Source organism: Synechococcus sp. H55.11 (genome assembly GCF_047462475.1).
GTDB lineage: Bacteria > Cyanobacteriota > Cyanobacteriia > Thermostichales > Thermostichaceae > Thermostichus.
In genome coordinates this window covers 23,437-43,042 of the sequence record NZ_JANSJI010000018.1, presented here as the reverse complement: position 1 = coordinate 43,042, position 19,606 = coordinate 23,437, and the positions used below count along the sequence as shown (strand labels likewise).

Annotated in this window: 15 protein-coding genes; 5 read left to right on the top strand and 10 right to left on the bottom strand. The window is 61.4% G+C overall.

What is annotated here, in order from left to right; all coding sequences use genetic code 11:
- Positions 1–67 precede the first annotated feature (67 nt).
- Positions 68–1,057 carry an RluA family pseudouridine synthase gene (locus NW853_RS00610; protein ID WP_414347128.1) on the bottom strand — a complete coding sequence of 330 codons (990 nt, stop codon included), beginning with the start codon at positions 1,055–1,057 and terminating at the stop codon, positions 68–70.
- Between the two features lie 276 nt (positions 1,058–1,333).
- On the opposite strand from NW853_RS00610, the gene ppsA reads away from it, so the two are divergent.
- Positions 1,334–3,799, top strand: coding sequence for a phosphoenolpyruvate synthase (gene ppsA, locus NW853_RS00605; RefSeq protein ID WP_414347127.1), 2,466 nt, complete (start codon positions 1,334–1,336; stop codon positions 3,797–3,799).
- Between the two features lie 69 nt (positions 3,800–3,868).
- Positions 3,869–5,137: a dihydrolipoamide acetyltransferase family protein gene (locus tag NW853_RS00600; protein ID WP_414347125.1), complete on the top strand. Its 1,269-nt coding sequence runs from the start codon at positions 3,869–3,871 to the stop codon at positions 5,135–5,137.
- A gap of 30 nt (positions 5,138–5,167) precedes the next feature.
- Here the strand turns inward: NW853_RS00600 and NW853_RS00595 are convergent, their stop codons facing one another.
- Positions 5,168–6,280 (bottom strand): DUF389 domain-containing protein, encoded by a 1,113-nt coding sequence (locus NW853_RS00595; RefSeq protein ID WP_414333106.1) that lies wholly within the window; start codon positions 6,278–6,280, stop codon positions 5,168–5,170.
- 77 nt (positions 6,281–6,357) lie between these two features.
- Positions 6,358–7,248: a lipoyl synthase gene (gene lipA / locus NW853_RS00590; protein WP_414347124.1), complete on the bottom strand. Its 891-nt coding sequence runs from the start codon at positions 7,246–7,248 to the stop codon at positions 6,358–6,360.
- A gap of 174 nt (positions 7,249–7,422) precedes the next feature.
- Between lipA and tkt the strand changes: the two genes are divergently transcribed.
- Positions 7,423–9,423: a transketolase gene (gene tkt, locus NW853_RS00585; protein ID WP_414333110.1), complete on the top strand. Its 2,001-nt coding sequence runs from the start codon at positions 7,423–7,425 to the stop codon at positions 9,421–9,423.
- 288 nt (positions 9,424–9,711) lie between these two features.
- Here tkt and NW853_RS00580 read toward each other — a convergent pair whose 3' ends face one another.
- Positions 9,712–9,846 (bottom strand): hypothetical protein, encoded by a 135-nt coding sequence (locus NW853_RS00580; RefSeq protein ID WP_414347122.1) that lies wholly within the window; start codon positions 9,844–9,846, stop codon positions 9,712–9,714.
- Positions 9,847–10,083: 237 nt separating this feature from the next.
- On the opposite strand from NW853_RS00580, the gene NW853_RS00575 reads away from it, so the two are divergent.
- Together NW853_RS00575 and NW853_RS00570 are read left to right on the top strand one after the other, a co-directional pair.
- Complete coding sequence (locus NW853_RS00575) at positions 10,084–10,509, top strand: hypothetical protein (RefSeq protein WP_414333112.1); 426 nt, start codon at positions 10,084–10,086, stop codon at positions 10,507–10,509.
- A 258-nt stretch (positions 10,510–10,767) separates the two neighbouring features.
- Positions 10,768–11,814, top strand: a complete 1,047-nt coding sequence (locus NW853_RS00570; protein WP_414347120.1) for a hypothetical protein — start codon at positions 10,768–10,770, stop codon at positions 11,812–11,814.
- Between the two features lie 128 nt (positions 11,815–11,942).
- On the opposite strand, the gene NW853_RS00565 is transcribed toward NW853_RS00570, so the two are convergent.
- The 6 genes from NW853_RS00565 to NW853_RS00540 form a co-directional block, all read right to left on the bottom strand.
- Positions 11,943–12,209 (bottom strand): hypothetical protein, encoded by a 267-nt coding sequence (locus tag NW853_RS00565; protein WP_414333116.1) that lies wholly within the window; start codon positions 12,207–12,209, stop codon positions 11,943–11,945.
- On the bottom strand, positions 12,206–12,511 hold the full coding sequence (locus tag NW853_RS00560; protein ID WP_414347118.1) for a hypothetical protein: 306 nt from the start codon (positions 12,509–12,511) through the stop codon (positions 12,206–12,208). Before NW853_RS00560 ends, NW853_RS00565 begins: the two co-directional genes overlap by 4 nt.
- Positions 12,512–12,532: 21 nt before the next feature.
- A complete protein-coding gene (locus NW853_RS00555; protein WP_414333119.1) occupies positions 12,533–14,362 on the bottom strand; it encodes a proline--tRNA ligase in 1,830 nt (609 codons plus the stop codon).
- Between the two features lie 108 nt (positions 14,363–14,470).
- Positions 14,471–17,623, bottom strand: coding sequence for a translation initiation factor IF-2 (gene infB / locus NW853_RS00550; RefSeq protein WP_414347116.1), 3,153 nt, complete (start codon positions 17,621–17,623; stop codon positions 14,471–14,473).
- A 384-nt stretch (positions 17,624–18,007) separates the two neighbouring features.
- Positions 18,008–18,307 carry a YlxR family protein gene (locus tag NW853_RS00545; protein ID WP_414347130.1) on the bottom strand — a complete coding sequence of 100 codons (300 nt, stop codon included), beginning with the start codon at positions 18,305–18,307 and terminating at the stop codon, positions 18,008–18,010.
- Positions 18,308–18,368: 61 nt separating this feature from the next.
- Positions 18,369–19,496 (bottom strand): HD-GYP domain-containing protein, encoded by a 1,128-nt coding sequence (locus tag NW853_RS00540; protein WP_414333124.1) that lies wholly within the window; start codon positions 19,494–19,496, stop codon positions 18,369–18,371.
- Between the last annotated feature and the right edge of the window lie 110 nt (positions 19,497–19,606).

Sequence of the window (19,606 nt, the reverse complement as noted above, 5' to 3'; positions counted from 1 at the left end):
TCACGGGGATCAGCATGAACCCTGATTGGACAGGCCAGACAGGGCCGAGAGCGACCCTAGAAGCTGCCTATCCGGCCTGGCTGCGCAACTGCCGCAGCAGCCGCTCAAACTCTTCCGGCAGAGGGGCAGTAAACTGCAGCGGCTGGCCGGTGCGCGGGTGGACAAAGGAGAGCTTCCAGGCGTGGAGAGCTTGGCCGCTGAGTTTGACGGGGCTGGTTTTGCTCTGGGTATAGAGGGGATCCCCGACAATGGGCAGGCGCAGGTGGGCGGCATGCACCCGAATTTGATGGGTGCGGCCGGTCTCCAGTTCAAACTGCATCAGGGTGTAGTTGCCCAGGCGCTCCAGCACCTGCCAGTGGGTTACCGCCGCTCGCCCTTGGCCAGAGGGCAAAACCGCCATCTTCTGCCGCTCCACCGGGTGGCGGCCAATGGGGGCAGAGATCGTGCCTTGGCTCTGGGCTGGCCGGCCAAACACCACCCCTAGATAGATGCGCCGAGCCGTCTTGGCCTGGATCTGGGCCTGCAGATGCTGGTGGGCCTGATCGTGTTTGGCAATCACCAGGGCGCCGGTGGTGTCCTTGTCGAGGCGATGGACGATCCCTGGGCGCAGCTCGCCGTTGATTCCAGAAAGGTGAGGACAGTGGGCCAGCAGTGCGTGCACCAGCGTGCCGCTGGCATGTCCAGGAGCAGGATGCACCACCAGGCCGCGCGGCTTGTTGATGACCAGCAGATCCTCATCTTCGTAGAGAATGTCTAAGGGGATCCGCTCCGGCTCCAGAGTTGTAGGGGTGGCTGGCGGGATCCGCACCTCAATCTCATCCCCGGCTTGCAGGGGGCGATCCTTATCCAGGCAGGGCCGCCCATTGAGCCAAACCTGGCCCTGGCGAATGAGCTGCTGCAGGCGCGAGCGCGACAGCTCCGGCAGTTGTTCCGCCAACCCGCGATCCAGCCGCAAGCCCTGCTGTTTTTCCGTCACTCTTACCTGGCGAATTGCTGCCACCGGATCCCTGGGGCCTTCCATTTGCCCTGTTTCGGCAAACTGCTGCTTTGAAAACATTGTGGCAGAGCGGTTACTTTTGCATTAGGTAAAAAAGGGCGAAGATTTGTGGCAGCTCTTTCAGCTGGATCCTGGCGAGATTGCCTTTGTCTCCTCCCCATCTCAGCCGTCTCTGGGGGCGTTGTGCCGGGATTCTAGCCCCAGGAAAACCCTCAGTACAGTGGGGGTATAGACCCTCAAAGCTAGGCCAGGTCCTGGCCAGGGGAAGTTTTTTGCTACACACAACTATCACAACACTTATTCACGCTTGCTCTGATGGGCATAAGGAGACAAAGCATGTCGGATGGAGCAACGCTGGGATCCCAGCTTCAACAATCCCCTCACCGCCAGCTTGGCTCAGAGCCACCCTTGGTTGTGCCCCTCACAGAGGTGGGGCTGCGGGACGTGGCCCAGGTGGGTGGGAAAAACGCCTCTCTAGGGGAAATGCTGCAGCAGTTGACCCCCAAAGGAATCCGCGTGCCCCTGGGGTTTGCCACCACCGCCCATGCCTATCGCCAGTTCATCGCCGCTGCTGGCCTCGAGGAGAAGCTGCGGGAGATCCTCAAAGACCTCGATATCGAGGATGTGCGGAACCTGCGCGAGCGGGGCAAAGCCGCCCGCACCTTGATCCTGCAGACGCCTTTCCCCCCAGAGTTGGAGCAGGCCATCAGCGAAGCCTACCAGAAGCTGTGCGAGCGCTACGGCCCCGATACCGATGTGGCGGTGCGCTCCAGCGCCACAGCAGAAGACCTGCCGGATGCCAGCTTTGCCGGCCAGCAGGAGACCTACCTCAACGTGCACGGGATCCAGGCAGTGCTGAATGCCTGCCACCGCTGCTTTGCCAGCCTGTTTACCGACCGGGCCATCTCCTACCGCCAGATCAAGGGCTTTGACCACTTCCAGGTGGCCCTCTCGGTGGGGGTGCAGAAGATGGTGCGCTCCGACTTGGCCTGTTCGGGGGTGATGTTCTCCATCGACCCAGAAACGGGCTTTAAAGACGCAGTGCTGATCACCGCTGCCTATGGGCTGGGGGAAAACGTGGTGCAAGGCATCGTCAACCCCGACGAATACGTGGTCTTCAAACCTACCCTAAAGCAGGGGCTGCGCCCCATCCTCTCCCGCAAGCTGGGCAGCAAGGCCCTGAAGCTGGTCTACGACGAGGAGGGATCCCGTTCCACCAAAAACGTACCCGTCCCCGAGAGCCTGCGCCGCCAATATGCCCTGCAGGACGACGAGATCCTAGAGCTGGCTCGCTGGGCCTGCCTCATCGAGGAGCACTACTCGGCGCTGCGGGGCCGCTTCACCCCCATGGACATCGAGTGGGCCAAAGACGGGATCACGGGCGAGCTGTTCATCGTCCAGGCCCGCCCCGAGACGGTGCAATCCCAAAAGGCCACCAACCGCCTCAAGACCTACCGCTTTACGCAGACGGAGGCGCGCCCAGACCCCCTGGTGCGGGGACGGGCGGTGGGGGAAGCCATCGGCCAGGGCACAGCCCGCGTCATTTTGGATGTGCGCCGCTCGGATCAGTTCCAGGCCGGCGAGGTGCTGGTGACGGAGAAAACCGATCCCGACTGGGAGCCGATTATGAAAAAGGCCAGCGCCATCGTCACCAACCAGGGGGGCAGAACCTGCCATGCGGCCATCATCGCCCGCGAGCTGGGGATCCCGGCCATTGTTGGCTGCGGCAACGCCACGCAGGTGCTCCGCTCCGGCGATCCCATCACCGTCTCCTGCGCCGAAGGGGAGGAAGGGCGCGTCTATCCTGGTCTATTGCCCTATGAGGTGACGGAGATCCCGCTAGAGGAGCTGCCCCGCCCCCGCACCCAACTGATGATGAACGTGGGCAACCCGGAAAAAGCCTTTGGCCTGAGCGAGATCCCTTGCGACGGCGTGGGTCTGGCGCGGCTGGAGTTCATCATCGCCAACCACATCCAGATCCACCCTCTGGCCTTGATCCACTACAACGAGGCGGTCAAGGAAGAGCCGAGCCTGGCGGAGCTCACCGCCCAGTATGCCGACAAGCCGGAGTACTTTGTAGACAAGCTGGCCCAGGGAGTGGCCACCATCGCCGCTGCCTTCTACCCCAAGCCGGTGATTGTGCGCCTGTCGGACTTCAAGAGCAACGAATACGCCCACCTGCTGGGCGGATCCCGCTATGAGCCCCACGAGGAAAACCCGATGATCGGCTGGCGGGGGGCCTCCCGCTACACGGATCCCCGCTACCGCGATGGCTTTGCGCTGGAGTGCCGGGCCATGAAACGGGTGCGGGACGAGATGGGCCTGACCAACGTCATCTTGATGATCCCCTTCTGCCGCACCCCGGAAGAGGGGCACAAGGTGCTGGAGGAGATGGCCCGCCACGGCCTAGTGCGGGGGGAAAACAGCCTGCAGGTGTACGTCATGTGCGAGCTGCCCAGCAACGTCATCCTGGCCGACGAGTTCTGCCAGATCTTCGACGGCTTCTCCATCGGCTCCAACGACCTCACCCAGCTCACCCTGGGGTTGGACCGCGACTCGGCCCTGGTGGCCCACCTTTTTGACGAGCGCCACGAGGCCGTCAAGCGGATGATTGCCCAGGTGATCCAGACGGTGAAAAGCCACGGGCGCAAGATTGGCATCTGTGGACAAGCCCCCAGCGACTACCCTGACTTTGCCCGCTTCCTGGTGCAGCAGGGGATCGACTCCATCAGCCTCAACCCCGATTCCCTGCTGAAAACCCTGTTGGTGGTGGCCGAGGCGGAAGCTGCCGGCGCCCACTAGGCCTAGGGGAGTGCGCCGGGATCCCGTCTGCTGGGTTACAATCTTCTCTGCTGTGTTGCCACCCCCGCCATGATCCACGAACTCTCCATGCCGGCCCTCAGCTCCACCATGGAAACGGGCAAGATCGTTGCCTGGCTGAAGAACCCCGGCGACCGGGTGGAGAAAGGAGAAAACATCCTGGTGGTGGAGTCGGACAAAGCAGACATGGATGTGGAGTCCTTCCACAGCGGCATTCTGGCCAGCATCCTCATCCCAGCCGGGGAATCGGCGCCGGTGGGCGCCCCCATCGCCCTCATTGCTGAAACCGAAGCGGAGCTGGCCGAGGCCCAGGAGAGAGCCAAGGCCCTCTCTAAGGGTGCTGCGCCGGCGGCTACCCCTAGCGCGGCCTCTGTCCCCACCGTTCAACGGCCAACCCCTGCGCCTGCAGCAAGCCCCCCCTCCACGCCCCCAAGTGGCTCCGACGGAGCTGGATCCCAGCGCATCCTGGCTTCCCCACGGGCGAAAAAATTGGCAGAAAGCCTGGGGGTTGACCTGCGCACGGTGCGCGGCTCCGGCCCTGGTGGGCGCATCGTAGCCGAAGATGTGGAGCGGGCCGCAGCTCAGCCCGCCTCTGCCCCGGCGGCAGCTCCTTCCTCGGTCACTCCTCCCCCCGTCTCTGTGCCCCTGGGAGAAGTGGTTCCCCTGAGCACCCTGCAGGCGGCGGTGGTGCGCAACATGAACGCCAGCTTGGGCGTGCCGGTGTTCCACGTCGGCTACACCATCACCACTGACAGCCTGGATCAGCTTTACCAACAGGTAAAACCCAAAGGGGTAACCTTGACGGCCCTTTTGGTCAAGGCTGTGGCCGTGACTCTAGAAAAGCACCCCCTCCTCAACGCCAGCTACACCGAAAACGGGATCCATTACAAAGCCGACATCAACATCGCCGTGGCGGTGGCCATGGAAGATGGGGGCCTAATTACCCCTGTGCTCAGGCAGGCCAACCGGATCGATCTCTACGAGATCTCCCGCCGCTGGAAGGATCTGGTGGAGCGGGCGCGGCGCAAGCAACTGCAGCCGGAGGAGTACACCAGCGGCACCTTTACCCTCTCCAACCTGGGCATGTTTGGGGTGGATCGCTTCGACGCCATCCTGCCTCCCAACCAGGGATCCATCTTGGCCATTGGTGCTGCTCGCCCCACCGTGGTGGCCACGCCGGAAAAAGCCATCGCCATCCGCTCCCAGATGCAGGTTAACCTCACCTGCGACCACCGCGTCATCTACGGTGCCCACGCCGCAGCTTTCTTGCAAGATCTAGCCCAGTTGTTAGAACAAAAGGTGGGATCCCTGACGCTGTAACCAGCCCATCCGCCAATTAGTAGGCAAGAGTTATTCCCTTTGATCGGGGGGGAAAGTTGTTTCTGGAGAGTTCACCTCAGGCTCCTCTGGGGCAAGCGTTTCTCGGCGCACCTCCTGGTCTTGTACCACCTGAAAAATCAGGGTGAAAGGGCGACCCACCTCAGCTTCCACAAACTCTTCTAGTAGTGCCACCTGTCTCGGTGTGACGGGCTCGTCTGCTCGCACCGACAGCACCACCTCCGGCGGATCGGCTACCCAGTTAAACTCGCTGCGCAAGAGGGTTACCCGTTGGAATGTAATGGTTCTGTTGAGCAGAGCGGTTCGTAGCGCCAATTCCAGCCGAGATTGATACAGCAGTTGGGTCATACTGGCTGCCAGCGGCACCAGCAACAGCATCACCAGGCCAAACACCCAAGCCAATCCAGAACGGGCCTTGTGCAAAGGGGCGTAGCCCATCACCAAAAAGGTGAGCATACAGGCCAAGGCAATTCCCAACAGGTTCGTGGAATAGAGGAGCGCCGCCCCCAGGCTGATCTCCCAGTCTCCATGGGCCAACCCTAAGCCAATCACACACACCGGCGGCATCAACGCCACAGCAATCGCCACCCCTGCCAAACTGTCGGCGATCTCTTTGCGCACCCTGGCAAAAGCGCCGATTCCCCCTGCCGCTAGCGCCACTCCCAGATCCAATAGGTTGGGTTGAGTGCGGGCCAAAATTTCGCTGCCCCAGTTGGGAAGACCTACCCATCGCCCCAGCAGGAAAGATACTCCTAACCCAATTCCGGTTCCCACGGTCAGAGATAGGATACCTGTCCGAAACAAGACTACATTCCCGTCCAAAGCCCCCATGGCCATGCCGCGAATCGGCAACATCAAAGGAGCCACGATCATCGCCCCAATGATCACAGCCGGGCTATTGGCCAGCAAGCCCAACGTGGCAATGACACAGGAGCCAAGCACCAACATCAAGTAGTTGAGGCTGAGGCGAGACTCCCGCATTAGCTCCAGCACCAACTCGGCATACTCTTCTGCACTGACCAGGGGCAGCCGCCAGCGGAAGGGCTGTAGCCAACCCTGAGGTGAAGGAACCAAGCCATTTTCTGAGCTGCTGCCAGTAAAACGACGGATCCTGTTCATGTCCATGATTGGGTTCCCTTGGCGGTGTCAAGAACAGACCAGCCTTGGGCTTTCAGCAGTCTAGCTTGGCAGAGAATCGGGGCTCACGATCCTCCTTTGGGAAAGCGCCGCATCAGGTCTTGCACGGCTTCAGCATGGTAGGAGCTGCGGGTTAGAGGCGAAGACACCACCTGCAAAAAGCCCAGCTCTTCCCCCACTTGCCGCCAGTGGTCGAACTCTTCGGGGGCGACATAACGCTCCACCGGCAGGTGTTTGGGGCTGGGCGCCAGGTATTGGCCAAGAGTGAGGATGTCGCAGCCCACCCGGCGCAGATCCCGCATCACCTGCAAAATCTCCGCGGCGGCTTCTCCCAAGCCCAGCATCACCCCCGACTTGGTGTAGAGGCCGGGATCCCATTGCCGCGCCAGTTCCAAAAGCCGCAGGGAGCGCTCGTAGTTCCCCTGGGGGCGCACCAGCCGGTAGAGGCGGGGCACGGTTTCCGTGTTGTGGTTGAGCACCGTTGGGCGGGCGGCGAGAATTTGCTCCAAGGCCTGCCAGTTGCCGCACAGATCCGGGATCAAGACCTCGATGGTCGTCTGGGGCCTGCGGCGGCGGATTTCCGTGATGCAAGCAACAAACTGGCTGGCTCCGCCATCCGGCAGGTCGTCCCGATTCACCGAGGTGATGACCGCGTGGCGCAACCCCAAGCGTTCCACCGCTTCTGCCACCCGCAGCGGCTCAGTGGGATCCAAGGGCAAAGGCCGTTTGGTGAAGTCGATATCACAGTAGGGGCAGGCGCGGGTACAGGCCGGGCCCATGATCAAGAAGGTGGCGGTGCCGTTGGCAAAGCATTCCCCTAAGTTGGGACAGGAAGCCTCTTCGCAAACCGTGTTCAGGCCCAAGTCCCGCAGCAGTTGCTGGACAGACCCGGCCCGTTGGGGGGCTTTGGCCCGCAGCCAGGGCGGTTTACCGCTAGGCGAAGAAACAGCGCTCAATGAAAACCCTCCAACCAGAAATGGCGGCAAGCGTATCTCTCAGCTTAGCCTGTCATTTTGCCCAGCCGAGACCGGCCCAGGCCAATTCCCAGCTCGATGGATCCCCACTGGTTCGGAAGCGAGACCCAAAACACGGCATACTGGAAAGCGAATGTCGAGCGATAGGGATCCCACATGGTTGTTGCTGCTCCTCCCTCCCTGGAACAACTTGCCATCAACACGATTCGTTTTTTGGCGGTGGATGCTGTTCAGAAAGCCAACTCCGGCCACCCCGGCCTGCCGATGGGGGCAGCACCCATGGCCTATGTGCTTTGGCAGCAGTTTTTGAAGTTCAACCCCCGCAACCCCAAATGGGTGGATCGGGATCGCTTTGTCCTCTCGGCGGGCCACGGCTGCATGCTGCAATATGCCCTGCTGCACCTGACGGGCTTTGATGTCAGTCTGGAGGACATCAAGCAGTTTCGCCAGTGGGGATCCAAAACCCCCGGCCACCCGGAAAACTTTGAAACCCCCGGCGTGGAGGTGACCACCGGCCCGCTGGGACAGGGGGTGGGCAATGCGGTAGGGCTGGCGATTGCTGAGGCCCACCTGGCGGCCCGCTTCAACAAGCCCGGCCACACGATTGTGGATCACTACACCTACGTGATCTTGGGTGACGGCTGCAACATGGAGGGGGTGGCCTCGGAAGCGGCCTCGCTGGCCGGCCACCTCAAACTGGGCAAGCTGATCATGCTCTACGACAGCAACCACATCTCCATCGACGGCAGTACGGAAATTGCCTTCACCGAAGATGTGGGCAAGCGCTACGAGGCCTACGGCTGGCACGTGCAAAAAGTGGAGGATGGCAACCACGACCTGAAGGGGATCGCCGAAGCCATCCAAAAAGCCAAGGAGGTCACCGACAAGCCTTCTTTGATCATCGTCGAGACCACCATCGGCTACGGATCCCCCAACAAAGCCGGCAGCGAGAGCGTCCACGGGGCGCCCCTGGGGCCGGAAGAGGTCAAGCTCACCAAACAAAACCTCGGCTGGCCGCTGGAGCCGGAGTTCTACATCCCCGACGAGGTGCTGGCCCACTTCCGCCAGGCCATCGATAAGGGGGCCAAAGCCGAGGCGGAGTGGAACGAGCGCTTTGCCGCCTACGAGAAGGCCTACCCGGAAGAGGCCGCCGAGTTCAAGCGCATCATGGCCGGGGAGCTGCCTGCGGGCTGGAAAGAAGCGTTGGCTCCCATTGCCGAAACTGGCAAAGAATCCACCCGCAACCTCTCCAAGTTTTGTCTCAACGCCCTGGCCAAGGCGGTGCCAGAGCTGCTGGGGGGATCCGCCGATCTGGCCCATTCCAACATGACCTACTTGAAGGGGATCCCGGAGTTTCAGGCCGGCTCCTACCACGGGCGCAACTTCCGCTTCGGGGTACGGGAACACGGCATGGGAGCCATCGCCAATGGCATGGCTCTGCACGGCGGCCTCATTCCCTACGACGCCACCTTCTTGATCTTCACCGACTACATGCGGCCGGCCATCCGCCTGTCGGCCCTCTCGCGGGCGCGGGTGTTGCACGTCATGACCCACGACTCAGTGGCCCTAGGAGAAGACGGCCCCACCCACCAGCCCATTGAGACGCTGGCCTCTCTGCGGGCCATCCCCAACCTCTACGTCATCCGCCCGGCGGACGCCCGCGAGACGGTGGGAGCCTACCAGGTGGCCCTCGAGGCCATGTCCACCCCGTCGGTGCTGGTGTTTACCCGGCAGGCGGTCAACCCCGTAGAAGGCACCTCCATTGAGGGGGTAGCCAAGGGGGCCTATGTGGTGGTGGATGCTCCCAACCCGGAGCTTATCTTGATTGCCACTGGCTCAGAGCTGGAGCTGGCGGTGAAGGCCGCTGCTCAACTGCAGCAGGAAGGCCGAGCGGTACGGGTGGTTTCCATGCCCTGCATGGAGCTGTTCGAGGCCCAGCCTCAGAGCTACCGCGACTCCGTCTTGCCCCCCAATGTTACCAAGCGCATCTCCGTCGAGGCGGGATCCACCTTTGGCTGGCACAAGTACCTGGGCTTTGAGGGGGTGGCCATCGGCATCGACCGCTTTGGCGCCTCCGCCCCCGGCCCTGTCTGCATGGAGAAGTTCGGCTTTACGGTGGAGAATGTGCTCAATACCGCTCGTCAGCTCCTAGGCTAGGATTTTTGCTCCTCCGGCCTGAGCCCAGCAGGGATCCCTGCTGGGTCTTTTTGCTGCCCGATGGTGGCACAACTTGACAAGACTTAGCGAAGGCTGACAACTTGTTAGCAGGACTTGCAAAACATTGCGGTTGTTTCAAGCAAGGTTGAGACACTTGCTCCCCCAACCCTTTTCCCCTTGTGGGAGAAGGGAGCGAGAAAGTTGTTTCATAGTTTCATAGCAGGGAAAACGTTGGCTTCCAGCGATAGGCGGATGTTCTTGCGCCAACTTTGGGTCTGACAGCTCGGCCTACTGCAGGAAGCCCGCCAGTAGAATGACCACTCCCCCCACGACGGCCAAAATCGTCAGTACCCGGCCCGCGTTGGCACTGCCCTTCCAGGAATAGCTTTTCTCTGGTTTTTCCGGTTCTTCTGGCACAGCCATGCCTCCCTTTGCAGCGTTAACTCCAATTTAACTTCCTCCCATGGGATTTTAAGCTGGGCGGCGCGGCGATGGCCCTTGTTGGGGCCTAGCCTTGAAAAAACAGCGGCCATCTGGCCCGGCCAGCCCTTTTTGGGAACAATACAAGCAGACGAGGAAGGGCATCTCAATTCTGTACAAGGCGTATTCTGAGGCAGAAGCATGAGGTACGCGAAACGAAGCAAAAGAATTGGCTTGATCATGGCCGCTTTGTCAGCCTGGGTGGGTGGACACCGTGCTGTCGCTCAGCCTGCCTTTCAGACGGTGCCGCTGCCGCGCCTGCCGGTGGGTGTGGATCAATCGGTTTTCGATCGCCCGGTGGCCCGCTTCAACCCCAACCTGCCTGCCGAGCTGGTGATCCGCAATCGCACCGGCCTGCCTCTGGAATACGGCTTTACCGATCCGCGCCAGAACGTATCGGAACTGGCTGCCGGAGAAACCTTGCGCCTGAGCAACCTGCCCATCCCCAATTGTATGGCCATCAACACGCCGATGTTGTCCCCCGTGGGCTACCGGGTGAGCGTGGATCCCTTGAATGTCATCACCGTAGAAGTGCGCCTGGTCAACGATGTGTCCGGCGACCATTGTCTCGATTTACAAGAGACAGGCGCTATTTTCGTGAATTGATGCCAGCTTGAGCGGGCAAAATGTAGCCTCTGGGCTTTCGCGGCTGCTTTCTCATCCTTGCCCTAGGCGTTAGATGGCAGTTAACCTTACTTAAATCTGACACTGGGGTTGGGTCTAGGGGAGAGCCAGGCGGAGGTGTAGGCGTATCGACAGCAATCGACCCCTGTGACAGGATGCAAACAGGAGGTCTAGGTTGACTTTGCTCTGCCTCTGGGCTACTCACCTATAGGCCAACTTAACCTTATTTTGGACGGTCTCATGAGCGATAACTTGTATTCTTGGTTTCCCCGTGCCTTGCTGATCGGCGCTGCTGTTGTGGGGTTGTCGGGCCCGCCGGCAAGGGCTCAGCAAATTACGGATCCCAGCCCGGCTCAAGCGGCCACTAATGTGGAGCCCACCTCGCCGATCTCGGCTTCTTTTCGTAGCCAAGATGGGGTCAGCGTGCGCCCGGAGACGGTGCGGGTTTTTCTGGATGGCAAAGATGTTACTGCTGAGTCGGTGATTACCCGGGATTTCTTCACCTACCGTCCTGCCCAGCCCTTGCCGCCGGGACGGCGGGAAGTCCTGCTGGAGTTCACCAACACCCAGGGGGTGACCCGCCGTGTTACCTGGAGCTTCACCGTGGGTAGCCCCGTCCGCGCCTCTATCGACCTGGTGGATCACAACGCCGGCAATCGCCCCTTGGCCGCGGGCGAGATCCTGCTGGTAACTGTCAAGGGCACTCCCTCCAGCCGAGTAACCGTTTACCTTGTCCAGGACGGACGGCAGGTGCAAACTCTGCCGGCTCAGGAAGTTTCCAGCGGCACCTATGTGGTCAATGCCTTGATTGAGCCGAAGGATACTACCCGTGAGGGGATCGTCATCGCTCGCTTAGAAAACAACGGCCAGGTGCGCTTTATGACTGCAGAGCAGCCGGCCCGCCTGATCGAGGGGGCTACTGGGGGGATCCAGCGGCTCACCACCCAAGAGGTTTCCGCGACGATCAGCCCCTCCAGCCTGCTGCCCCAGATCACCAACTTGCGCGATGGGGATCGGGTTGCCGGCTCTTCCTTTACGCTGCAGGGCACCACGGCTCCCAATGCTTCCGTGCGGGTGAATGTAACGGCTTCGACCTCGCTGGGGGGCATCATCAGCGCCCAACAGACGGTGACCAACCAAACCGTGCAAGCCGATGCCCAAGGCCGCTTCACCGTTACGGTGCGGCCGCCCATTCCGGCCTCCGGCACCGTGTATCAGATCAATCTCACGGCCACCTCTGGCAACCAAACCAGCCCGACGGTGACCTTGCGCCTCACCCAGCAGTAGGCTGTCCACTTAGTTGGACTGAGGTTGTCGGCCTGCCGGTCTGGCAGTGGCGGCCAAGCTCCCCTCTCCCTCTGGGAGAGGGGCTGGGGGTGAGGGCTCACCTCTGGGAGAGGGGTTGGGGGTGAGGGTCAATCGGAAGGCGGCTGAGAGACTTTTGGGTTCTCAGAGTTTGCAGTTGGCAGGGCCTCTTGGACGCGGGTTGGGGAAAGAGAAGACCGCTGTTGCCAGCGCCACAGGATCCCGGCCATGACCAAGGTGGGCGAGACGATCATGGCGAGGATCACCGGCAGGGTCTCCGGCAAGGCCAGATAGGGGCCACCGTATTTGATCGCCGCGCTGATAACCGCAGCGGCCACCATCAATTGCAGGGCAAACCAGAGGGTTTTGGGTTTCATGGTTGGCTGGGATCCCCTACCATGGCCGTGAGGATGCCGGCAACGCTCTCCAGATCTTCCGGTACTCGGTACAAGGTCAAGTCTTGTCGGATTGTCTGTGGATCCCCAAGGATCTGTCCGAATTGCCAGATAGATCCGATGGTGACGGCGCCGCAGATCTGCGTTTGCGGCTCCACCTGGGCCAGGGCGATCATCTCCACCGCCATTTGGACAAAAGCCCGCGTCAGATCGTCCTTTTTGGCTTCCACCACCAGCAGGATGTTCTTGCCGCGCAATAGATAATCGAGGCTGCCTTTCAGCATTGGTGACGACAAAAGCCCTACTCAATCTGGCACGGCTAGGGCAGCAGCAATCCGCTCTTTCAGGGTAGCCACCACTTCCTCAATGGGAATTTCTACCGCTTGGCCGGTGGCCCGCTCGGCCAATTCCACCTTGCCCTGCTTAAGACTGCGCCCGGTGGTAAGGCGGTAAGGGATCCCGATGAGATCCGCATCTTTGAACTTGACGCCGGCCCGCTCGTCCCGGTCGTCCCAGAGGGTCTCGATGCCGGCAGCAGCCAGTTCCTGCACCAACTTTTCCGCCACCTGCATCTGCTCCGGGTCGGAGACGTTAGGCACCACCACCACCACGTGATAGGGGGCAATGGCCACCGGCCAGATGATCCCATGGGCATCGTGGGATTGTTCCACCGCCGCCTGGGCCAGGCGCGATACCCCAATGCCGTAGCAGCCCATCCACAGCGGCTGCTCGACGCCCTGCTCGTCGGTAAAGGTGGCCCGCATCGGCAGCGAAAACTTGAGGCCCAACTGGAAGATGTGCCCAATCTCGATGCCACGGGCGGTTTCCAGAATCTGGTCGGGGTTGAGCAGACAGCGATCCCCCGCCTGGGCTTTGCGCACGTCCACCACCTCCGGCAGAGGGTACTGCTCGCCCCAGTTGGCCCCCACCACGTGCCGCCCCACCTGGTTGCTGCCGGTTACAAAGTTTTTCAGCAGGGCTGCCGTCTGGTCAACTAGGCGCAAGATCTGAGGGGCAAAGTGTTTCTGCCGGCCCAGGCAGCTATCCGGCAGGTCGGGGGCGATGTAGCCCACCGGGATCGGATCCCCTTGCCAGCTTTTCTGGATCTCCGCGTCCGCCAGGGTGAGGGTGAGCAATTTGTGGGCCTGGTAACGCTCCGCCAGACGGCTGAGGTGGTTGGCCAGTTTTACCTCATTCACCTCTTGATCGCCGCGAATGCTCAGCAGCACCACCACCCGCAGGCCGTTGTCGTAAAGGGCTTGGTAGAGGACGTTTTTGACAATCAGAGTGGGGGAGATCTTCAAGAAATCGGCCAGCTTCTCGATGGTTTCGGTTCCCGGCGTGTCCAGAACCTGGAAGGTGGTGTAGGGGGAGTCTGCTGCCGGTGGCGGAAGGGAGACGGCCTTCTCCACATTGGCGGCATAAGAGCCATCGGGGGTGTAGAGGATCTCGTCTTCGCCGGCAGAGGCCAACACCATAAACTCCTGAGAAGCCGCGGATGGCCCGCCAATGGCTCCGGCGTCGGCATCCACCACGCGAAACTCCAGCCCGCAGCGGCGCAGGATGCGGCTGTAGGCCCGGTACATGTCCTGGTAGGTCTGGCGCAGGCTCTCTTCGTTGGCGTGGAAGGAGTAGGCGTCTTTCATGATGAATTCCCGCCCCCGCATCAGGCCAAAGCGGGGCCGGATCTCGTCGCGGAACTTGGTCTGGATTTGATAGAGGGTCTGCGGCAACTGGCGATAGGAGCGGATCAGATCCCGCGCCAGCAGGGTGATCACCTCTTCATGGGTGGGGCCCAGGGCCTGCTCGCGTCCCTGCCGATCTTTGAGGGCAAACATGATCCCTTCGGCTTGGGTGTACACGTCCCAGCGGCCCGATTCCCGCCAGATCTCCGCCGGCTGCAACTGGGGCAGCAGACACTCCTGAGCGCCAATGGCGTTCATCTCTTCCCGGACAATGTCCGAGATCTTCTGCAGCACCCGCCAGAGGAGCGGCAAATAGGTGTAGATCCCCGGGGAGAGCCGCCGGATAAAGCAGCCCCGCAGCAGCAACTTGTGGCTGGGCAGTTCTGCTTCGGCGGGATCCTCCCGCAGCGTCACAAACAACATCTGGCTCAGTCTCTGGCTCTGTTGCATCCATTTCCTCCCTCTGGCCACTTAAGATTTTCTCCATTGCTTTGGGGGGAAACTCTCCCCAGGGATCCCTTGGGGCTGGGATCCCTGAAACTCTACCACCGGCTGGGACTAGGCAGGAGCCAGTGTCCGTCGCTTGGTGACCATCTGGTAGACCTCGATGATGTCCCCCTCTTGCCAAGCGTGGAACTTCTCGATGCCGATCCCGCACTCGAAACCGGCGGCCACCTCCCGCACGTCGTCTTTGAAGCGCTTCAGAGAATCGAGACGGCCCTGGTAGACCACCTCCCCTTTGCGGCGAACCCGCACCAGAGCATTGCGCTGCACCTTGCCGGAGAGCACGTAGCTGCCGGCAACCGCACCGCGGCTGATGGGGATCACCATGCGCACTTCCGCCTGGCCCAAGGGCTCTTCCACCTCCTCCGGCTCCAGCAGGCCCTCCATGGCCGCTCGCAGATCGTCCAGCAGGTTGTAGATGATGTCGTATTCGCGCACATCCACGCCCTTGTCGTCGGCAGCCTGCCGCGCGCCGGGAGCCAGGGTGGTGTTGAAACCCAGGATGATCGCGTCGCTGGCCGCCGCCAAATCCACGTCGGTCTCTGTGATCTCCCCGGGGGCCGCCAGCAGCACCCGCAACTGCACTTCCTCTTGGGGCAAATCCCGCAGCGCTGTCTGGATGGCCTCGGCGGATCCCTGCACATCCGTCTTGATAATGAGGTTCAACTCCTTGAGCTGGCCTTCTTGGGCCTTGGCAGAAATGCTGCCCAAGCTGACGCGACGAGACAGCAGCGCCTGTTGCAAACGGGTTTGCCGCAGCGCCTCCGCCCGCTCTTGGGCAATGCGACGGGCTTCTTTTTCGTCGGTGTAAACCTGAAACTCGTCACCGGCTGCTGGAACCTCATCCATACCCAGCAGTTGCACCGCCGAAGATGGCCCGGCTTCCTGCAGCCGCTGGCCGCGATCGTCCATCATCGCCTTGACCCGGCCCAAGACGGCACCGGCCACCAGCGTATCCCCCACCCGCAGGGTGCCGTTCTGCACCAACAGAGTGGCCACCGGGCCGCGGGCCTTGTCCAGGTGGGCTTCGATCACCGTGCCGCGGGCAGGACGGTTGGGGTTGGCCTGCAGCTCCGCCACATCGGCCACCAACAGGATCATCTCCAGCAGGGCGTCCAGGTTGCGGCGGGTGAGGGCGCTCACCTCTACCATGGGTGTATCCCCACCCCACTCCTCCGGCAACAGCCCGTGTTCCGCCAACTGCTGCTTGATGCGCTCCGGCTGGCTGCCGGGCTTGTCGATCTTGTTGATGGCCACGATGATCGGCACCTGGGCCGCCCGAGCATGGCTGATCGCCTCCAGCGTCTGCGGCTGCACCCCATCGTCGGCAGCCACCACCAAAACGGCAATGTCGGTGACGCGGGCGCCGCGGGCGCGCATGGCGGTAAAAGCCTGGTGGCCGGGAGTATCTAGGAAAACTATGCGCCGCTTCTGGCCTTCAAAGTCCACATCCACGTGGTAGGCGCCGATGCGCTGGGTGATCCCGCCAGCCTCGCCCTGGGCCACCTTGGTGTCGCGGATGGCATCGAGCAGGGTGGTTTTGCCGTGGTCTACGTGGCCCATGATGGTCACCACTGGCGGACGCAAGACCAGATGGTCGATGTCCTCCACGTCCAGCATCTCGGTTTTTTTGACTTCGGATTCTGCCTTTGGCCGGCGAACCTCGTACCCAAACTCTGTGGCTACCGACTCGGCCAGCGACTCGTCCAAAACCTGATTGATGGTCACCATCACCCCCTTGAAAAAGAGGGTTTTGATGATCTCAGTTTCGGCTACACGCAGGCGGTGGGCCAATTCCTGAACGGTGAGGCTGCCCTCCAAGAGCAACACCTTCTCTGCCGGCAAGGACTCCGTCTCGCCGACACGAACAGCAGTGTTGGCTTCGGCGGAGGTAGATGGCTGCTGCGAGCGGGCAGCGGGACGGGGACGGGTAGTGGGAGCAGCCGTTGCCGCAGGTGGACGATAGGAAGGAGGCTTGGCAGTAGGGCGGGCCAAGGGCTTGAGGGCGTTCAGCTCAGCCTGCTTGACCGCCGAAATGACGGCCATGGGATCCAAATCCAAGCCATCCCCGTCTCCTTCCCCTCGTCTGCGGCTGCGTTTGCGTTTGACTTGGGCGCGGGCAGCCCGTCGATTGAGGGCTTGTAGCTCCTCCTCCTCTTCTTCTTCTGTTTTGCGCTTGACCTTGGGTGCGGTAGGACGTACGGGAGCCTCGGCCAACACTGGGCTGGGACGTTCCCCCGGGATCCTTTCTGGCAAGGGAGTGGCGGCATCCGGGTCGAGGGGGGCTGGCTTGGCCACAGGACGGGTAGGAGGCCCCACCAGTTCTATCCGCCGCTGTGGACGAGGAGCTTCACCGGCTTTGCTGCTGCCGGAGCTCTCTTCCTTCTTGACTGCCGGCGGGCGCGGCTCAGGGCGACTGCTGGGACGAACGGGTGCGCCCACCAGTTGTGGACGCGGGCGCTGTGCAGGCTGATGAGAAGGCGCTTTCTCTTCTCCAGGCCGAGGGGCACGGCTGAGGGATGGGGCTTCCGGGGGGCGAGGGAGCTCAGAAACCTGTTGCGGAGATCCAGGACGCTCTGCCGGTGGTTCCGTCTCGGTGGCAGCTCGTCGAGGGGGCGTGAGCACAGTTGGGCGCTTGGGCACAGGACTGGGTTCTGAGCTGCTGGCTTTGGCCGTTGTAGGCTCAGGGCGAACGGGAGGAGCTGCCGGTTGAGGCAGGCTATCCGGCTTTTGGGCGGCCTCAGATGAAGGGGCAGGGGAGCTGACTTGTCGCCGCGGCGGGCCGATGAGCTGAGCGCCACCGGCGGAGACTCGCTCAGGTCGAGACAGGGAAGGTTTGGCAGCCGGCGGAGCGGCAGCGGGGTTGGCCTCGCCAACTGGGGCTTGCTGCTGAGCAGGTGCAGGGCGGCGAATGCCGACGATCGCGCTGGCGGTGCCGGGCCCTTTCTGGGGAGGGCGCTCACTGGCTTTGGCTTCAGCAGGAGGCTCCGGCGGCGGGTTGTCCCATTGGGGTTTGGGCCGGGGCTGAGAAGGTTTCACAATGCGGGGGGCGCCCAGCTTGCTGCGCACCAACTCGGCTTGCTCCGGAGAAATGGTGCTGCTGTGGGTTTTGAAAGGGATCCCCAGTTGCTCACAAACCTCCAACACATCCCGACTGTCGCGCCCCATTTCCCGGGCAATGTCATAAAGTCGAACTTTATCGGTCATTCGTCTGCTAGCCTCTGCTCCTTTCTACTTGTCAGTTTTACTATCCAAATAATTAGTGAGTAGGACTGAACCTGTTGGGTGTGTGGGCGCTTCCTCCGGTACATCGACAGCGTCTCGGCGATCCTTCAAGGACGCAGACTGGAGGGAATCTAAGTCCGAAGCTGCTTTGGAAACATCCGCAGAGGACATAAAGTTAAGACAACCGGGGAAGGAACCAACATCAACAGCGCTTTTAGAATAACCTTTCTGCGGCTCATACAGACCAGCCTAGGCTGACCCAGCCAACCCCCATTCTGACAGTTGAGAGGGGCTGCCGTGTAGTTCACAACTGGATGAACCTAAAAAGGTGTCTCAATATCTTACCTTGGCCAATTCTGGAGCTGCCTAGGTTTTGTCTGAAGCACTGGCCTCCGGAGGTGATGTTTCCCAGGGGCCTTGGGCCTCAGAATCGTGCAGCAGTTGCTGCTCCAGCCGTTGAAACACCGAATCGGGCACAGGTGCTTTGAGGGCTCTGCTCATCTGTTGCTTGCGTCGGGCTGCCTGCAAACATTCTAGCCGGCGACAGACATAGGCAGAACGCCCCATACCCTGATCCAAAAGCACTTGGTGGGAGTCAAATTGTCGAACCAGCCGCCACAATTGCGAGCGAGGAAACAACTGGCGACAGCCTACGCAACGACGCAACGGATCGGCACCCAGCAAAAGGCTCTATCCTGCCAACACAACACAAATAACCCTCTCCAGCCTACTTCAGATCCGGCAGGCGCGATTGCAGAAACTCAAAGAAACGCTCCACCAAGTAGGGATCCCGCCATCCCCTTGCCGTCTCTTCCCGCAGGATGCCCATGGCCTCTTGAACGGTGAAGGCTCGCTTGTAGGGTCGCTCCGAGGTAAGGGCGTCGTAGATATCGGCAATCTGGAAGATGCGGGCCACGAGTGGAATCTCTTCTCCCTTGAGGCCGTCGGGATAGCCGCTGCCGTCCCAACGCTCGTGGTGGTGACGGATGAGGGGCAGCACATCCTTCATGGTGCGCAGCGGGCGGCAGATTTCCTCTCCGATCAAGACGTGGGATTTCATCACTTCCCACTCTGCCGGCGTATGTTTGCCCGTTTTACCCAAGATGGCATCGGGTATGCCCACTTTGCCGATGTCGTGCAGGTAGCCTCCCCAGGTCAGCACCTTGATCAGGGGACGGGGTAGCTGGAGAAACTCGCCGAAGCTCTTGGCCAGTTGTGCCAGGCGCTCACAGTGATCCCCAGTGGTGGGATCCCGACTTTCTACGCTGCGGGCAATGGCGAACAAAACCTGGGCAGCATGATCCAAGTCTTCATTGAGGTGCTTTTGGCGAACGAGGGAACGCACCCGCGCCAACAATTCCGACTCGTCAAAGGGCTTGCTCAAGAAATCATCGGCTCCAGCCTCGATGCCGCGCACGCGATTTGTGCGGTCGCTGGCCGCCGTGATCAACACCACCGGGATCAGGCGCGTCTCCTCATCAGCTTTGATGCGGCGACAGACCTCGAACCCATCCAACCCCGGCATCATCACATCCAGCAAGATCAGATCCGGCTGGAAGGTTTGCAACATCTGCAGGGCTTGATGGCCACTTTCGGCCTCGCTGACCCGATAGCCAATGCTCTCCAACAGATCCCCCAGCAACAGGCGACTGTAGGGCTGGTCATCCACGATCAGTAGGTGGCCAGCCTCAGCCTGATCCGCAGCAGGTGTAACGGGGATGCCAACCGTTACCGGCATCTTGAGTTCGGTCGATTGGGCAGGGGAAAAGCTGCTCACCATACATCGCAGTTGCAACACCTCTAGGCTAATCCCACTGCCAAAAGCAGAACATCGGTCTTTGTACTGAGCTCTCATCGATCCAAGGCTCTGGGGGCGTCGTACAGGGTCCACCCAGATATCCCGGCAATCCGCTTCTGGGTACAAACGGCCCAGGGCGCGCGTGTCCTCTGGGCATGGTGGTCTGG

Excerpts from the sequence above, each read along its gene's own strand:
- tkt (WP_414333110.1), top strand. The coding sequence starts at position 7,423 with ATGGTTGTTGCTGCTCCTCCCTCCCTGGAACAACTTGCCATCAACACG.
- infB (WP_414347116.1), bottom strand. The coding sequence starts at position 17,623 with ATGACCGATAAAGTTCGACTTTATGACATTGCCCGGGAAATGGGGCGC.
- NW853_RS00540 (WP_414333124.1), bottom strand. The coding sequence starts at position 19,496 with ATGAGAGCTCAGTACAAAGACCGATGTTCTGCTTTTGGCAGTGGGATT.
- NW853_RS00580 (WP_414347122.1), bottom strand. The coding sequence starts at position 9,846 with ATGGCTGTGCCAGAAGAACCGGAAAAACCAGAGAAAAGCTATTCCTGG.
- NW853_RS00555 (WP_414333119.1), bottom strand. The coding sequence starts at position 14,362 with ATGCAACAGAGCCAGAGACTGAGCCAGATGTTGTTTGTGACGCTGCGG.
- NW853_RS00595 (WP_414333106.1), bottom strand. The coding sequence starts at position 6,280 with ATGGACATGAACAGGATCCGTCGTTTTACTGGCAGCAGCTCAGAAAAT.
- NW853_RS00600 (WP_414347125.1), top strand. The coding sequence starts at position 3,869 with ATGATCCACGAACTCTCCATGCCGGCCCTCAGCTCCACCATGGAAACG.
- NW853_RS00610 (WP_414347128.1), bottom strand. The coding sequence starts at position 1,057 with ATGTTTTCAAAGCAGCAGTTTGCCGAAACAGGGCAAATGGAAGGCCCC.
- NW853_RS00565 (WP_414333116.1), bottom strand. The coding sequence starts at position 12,209 with ATGAAACCCAAAACCCTCTGGTTTGCCCTGCAATTGATGGTGGCCGCT.
- NW853_RS00560 (WP_414347118.1), bottom strand. The coding sequence starts at position 12,511 with ATGCTGAAAGGCAGCCTCGATTATCTATTGCGCGGCAAGAACATCCTG.
- NW853_RS00575 (WP_414333112.1), top strand. The coding sequence starts at position 10,084 with ATGGCCGCTTTGTCAGCCTGGGTGGGTGGACACCGTGCTGTCGCTCAG.
- ppsA (WP_414347127.1), top strand. The coding sequence starts at position 1,334 with ATGTCGGATGGAGCAACGCTGGGATCCCAGCTTCAACAATCCCCTCAC.
- NW853_RS00570 (WP_414347120.1), top strand. The coding sequence starts at position 10,768 with ATGAGCGATAACTTGTATTCTTGGTTTCCCCGTGCCTTGCTGATCGGC.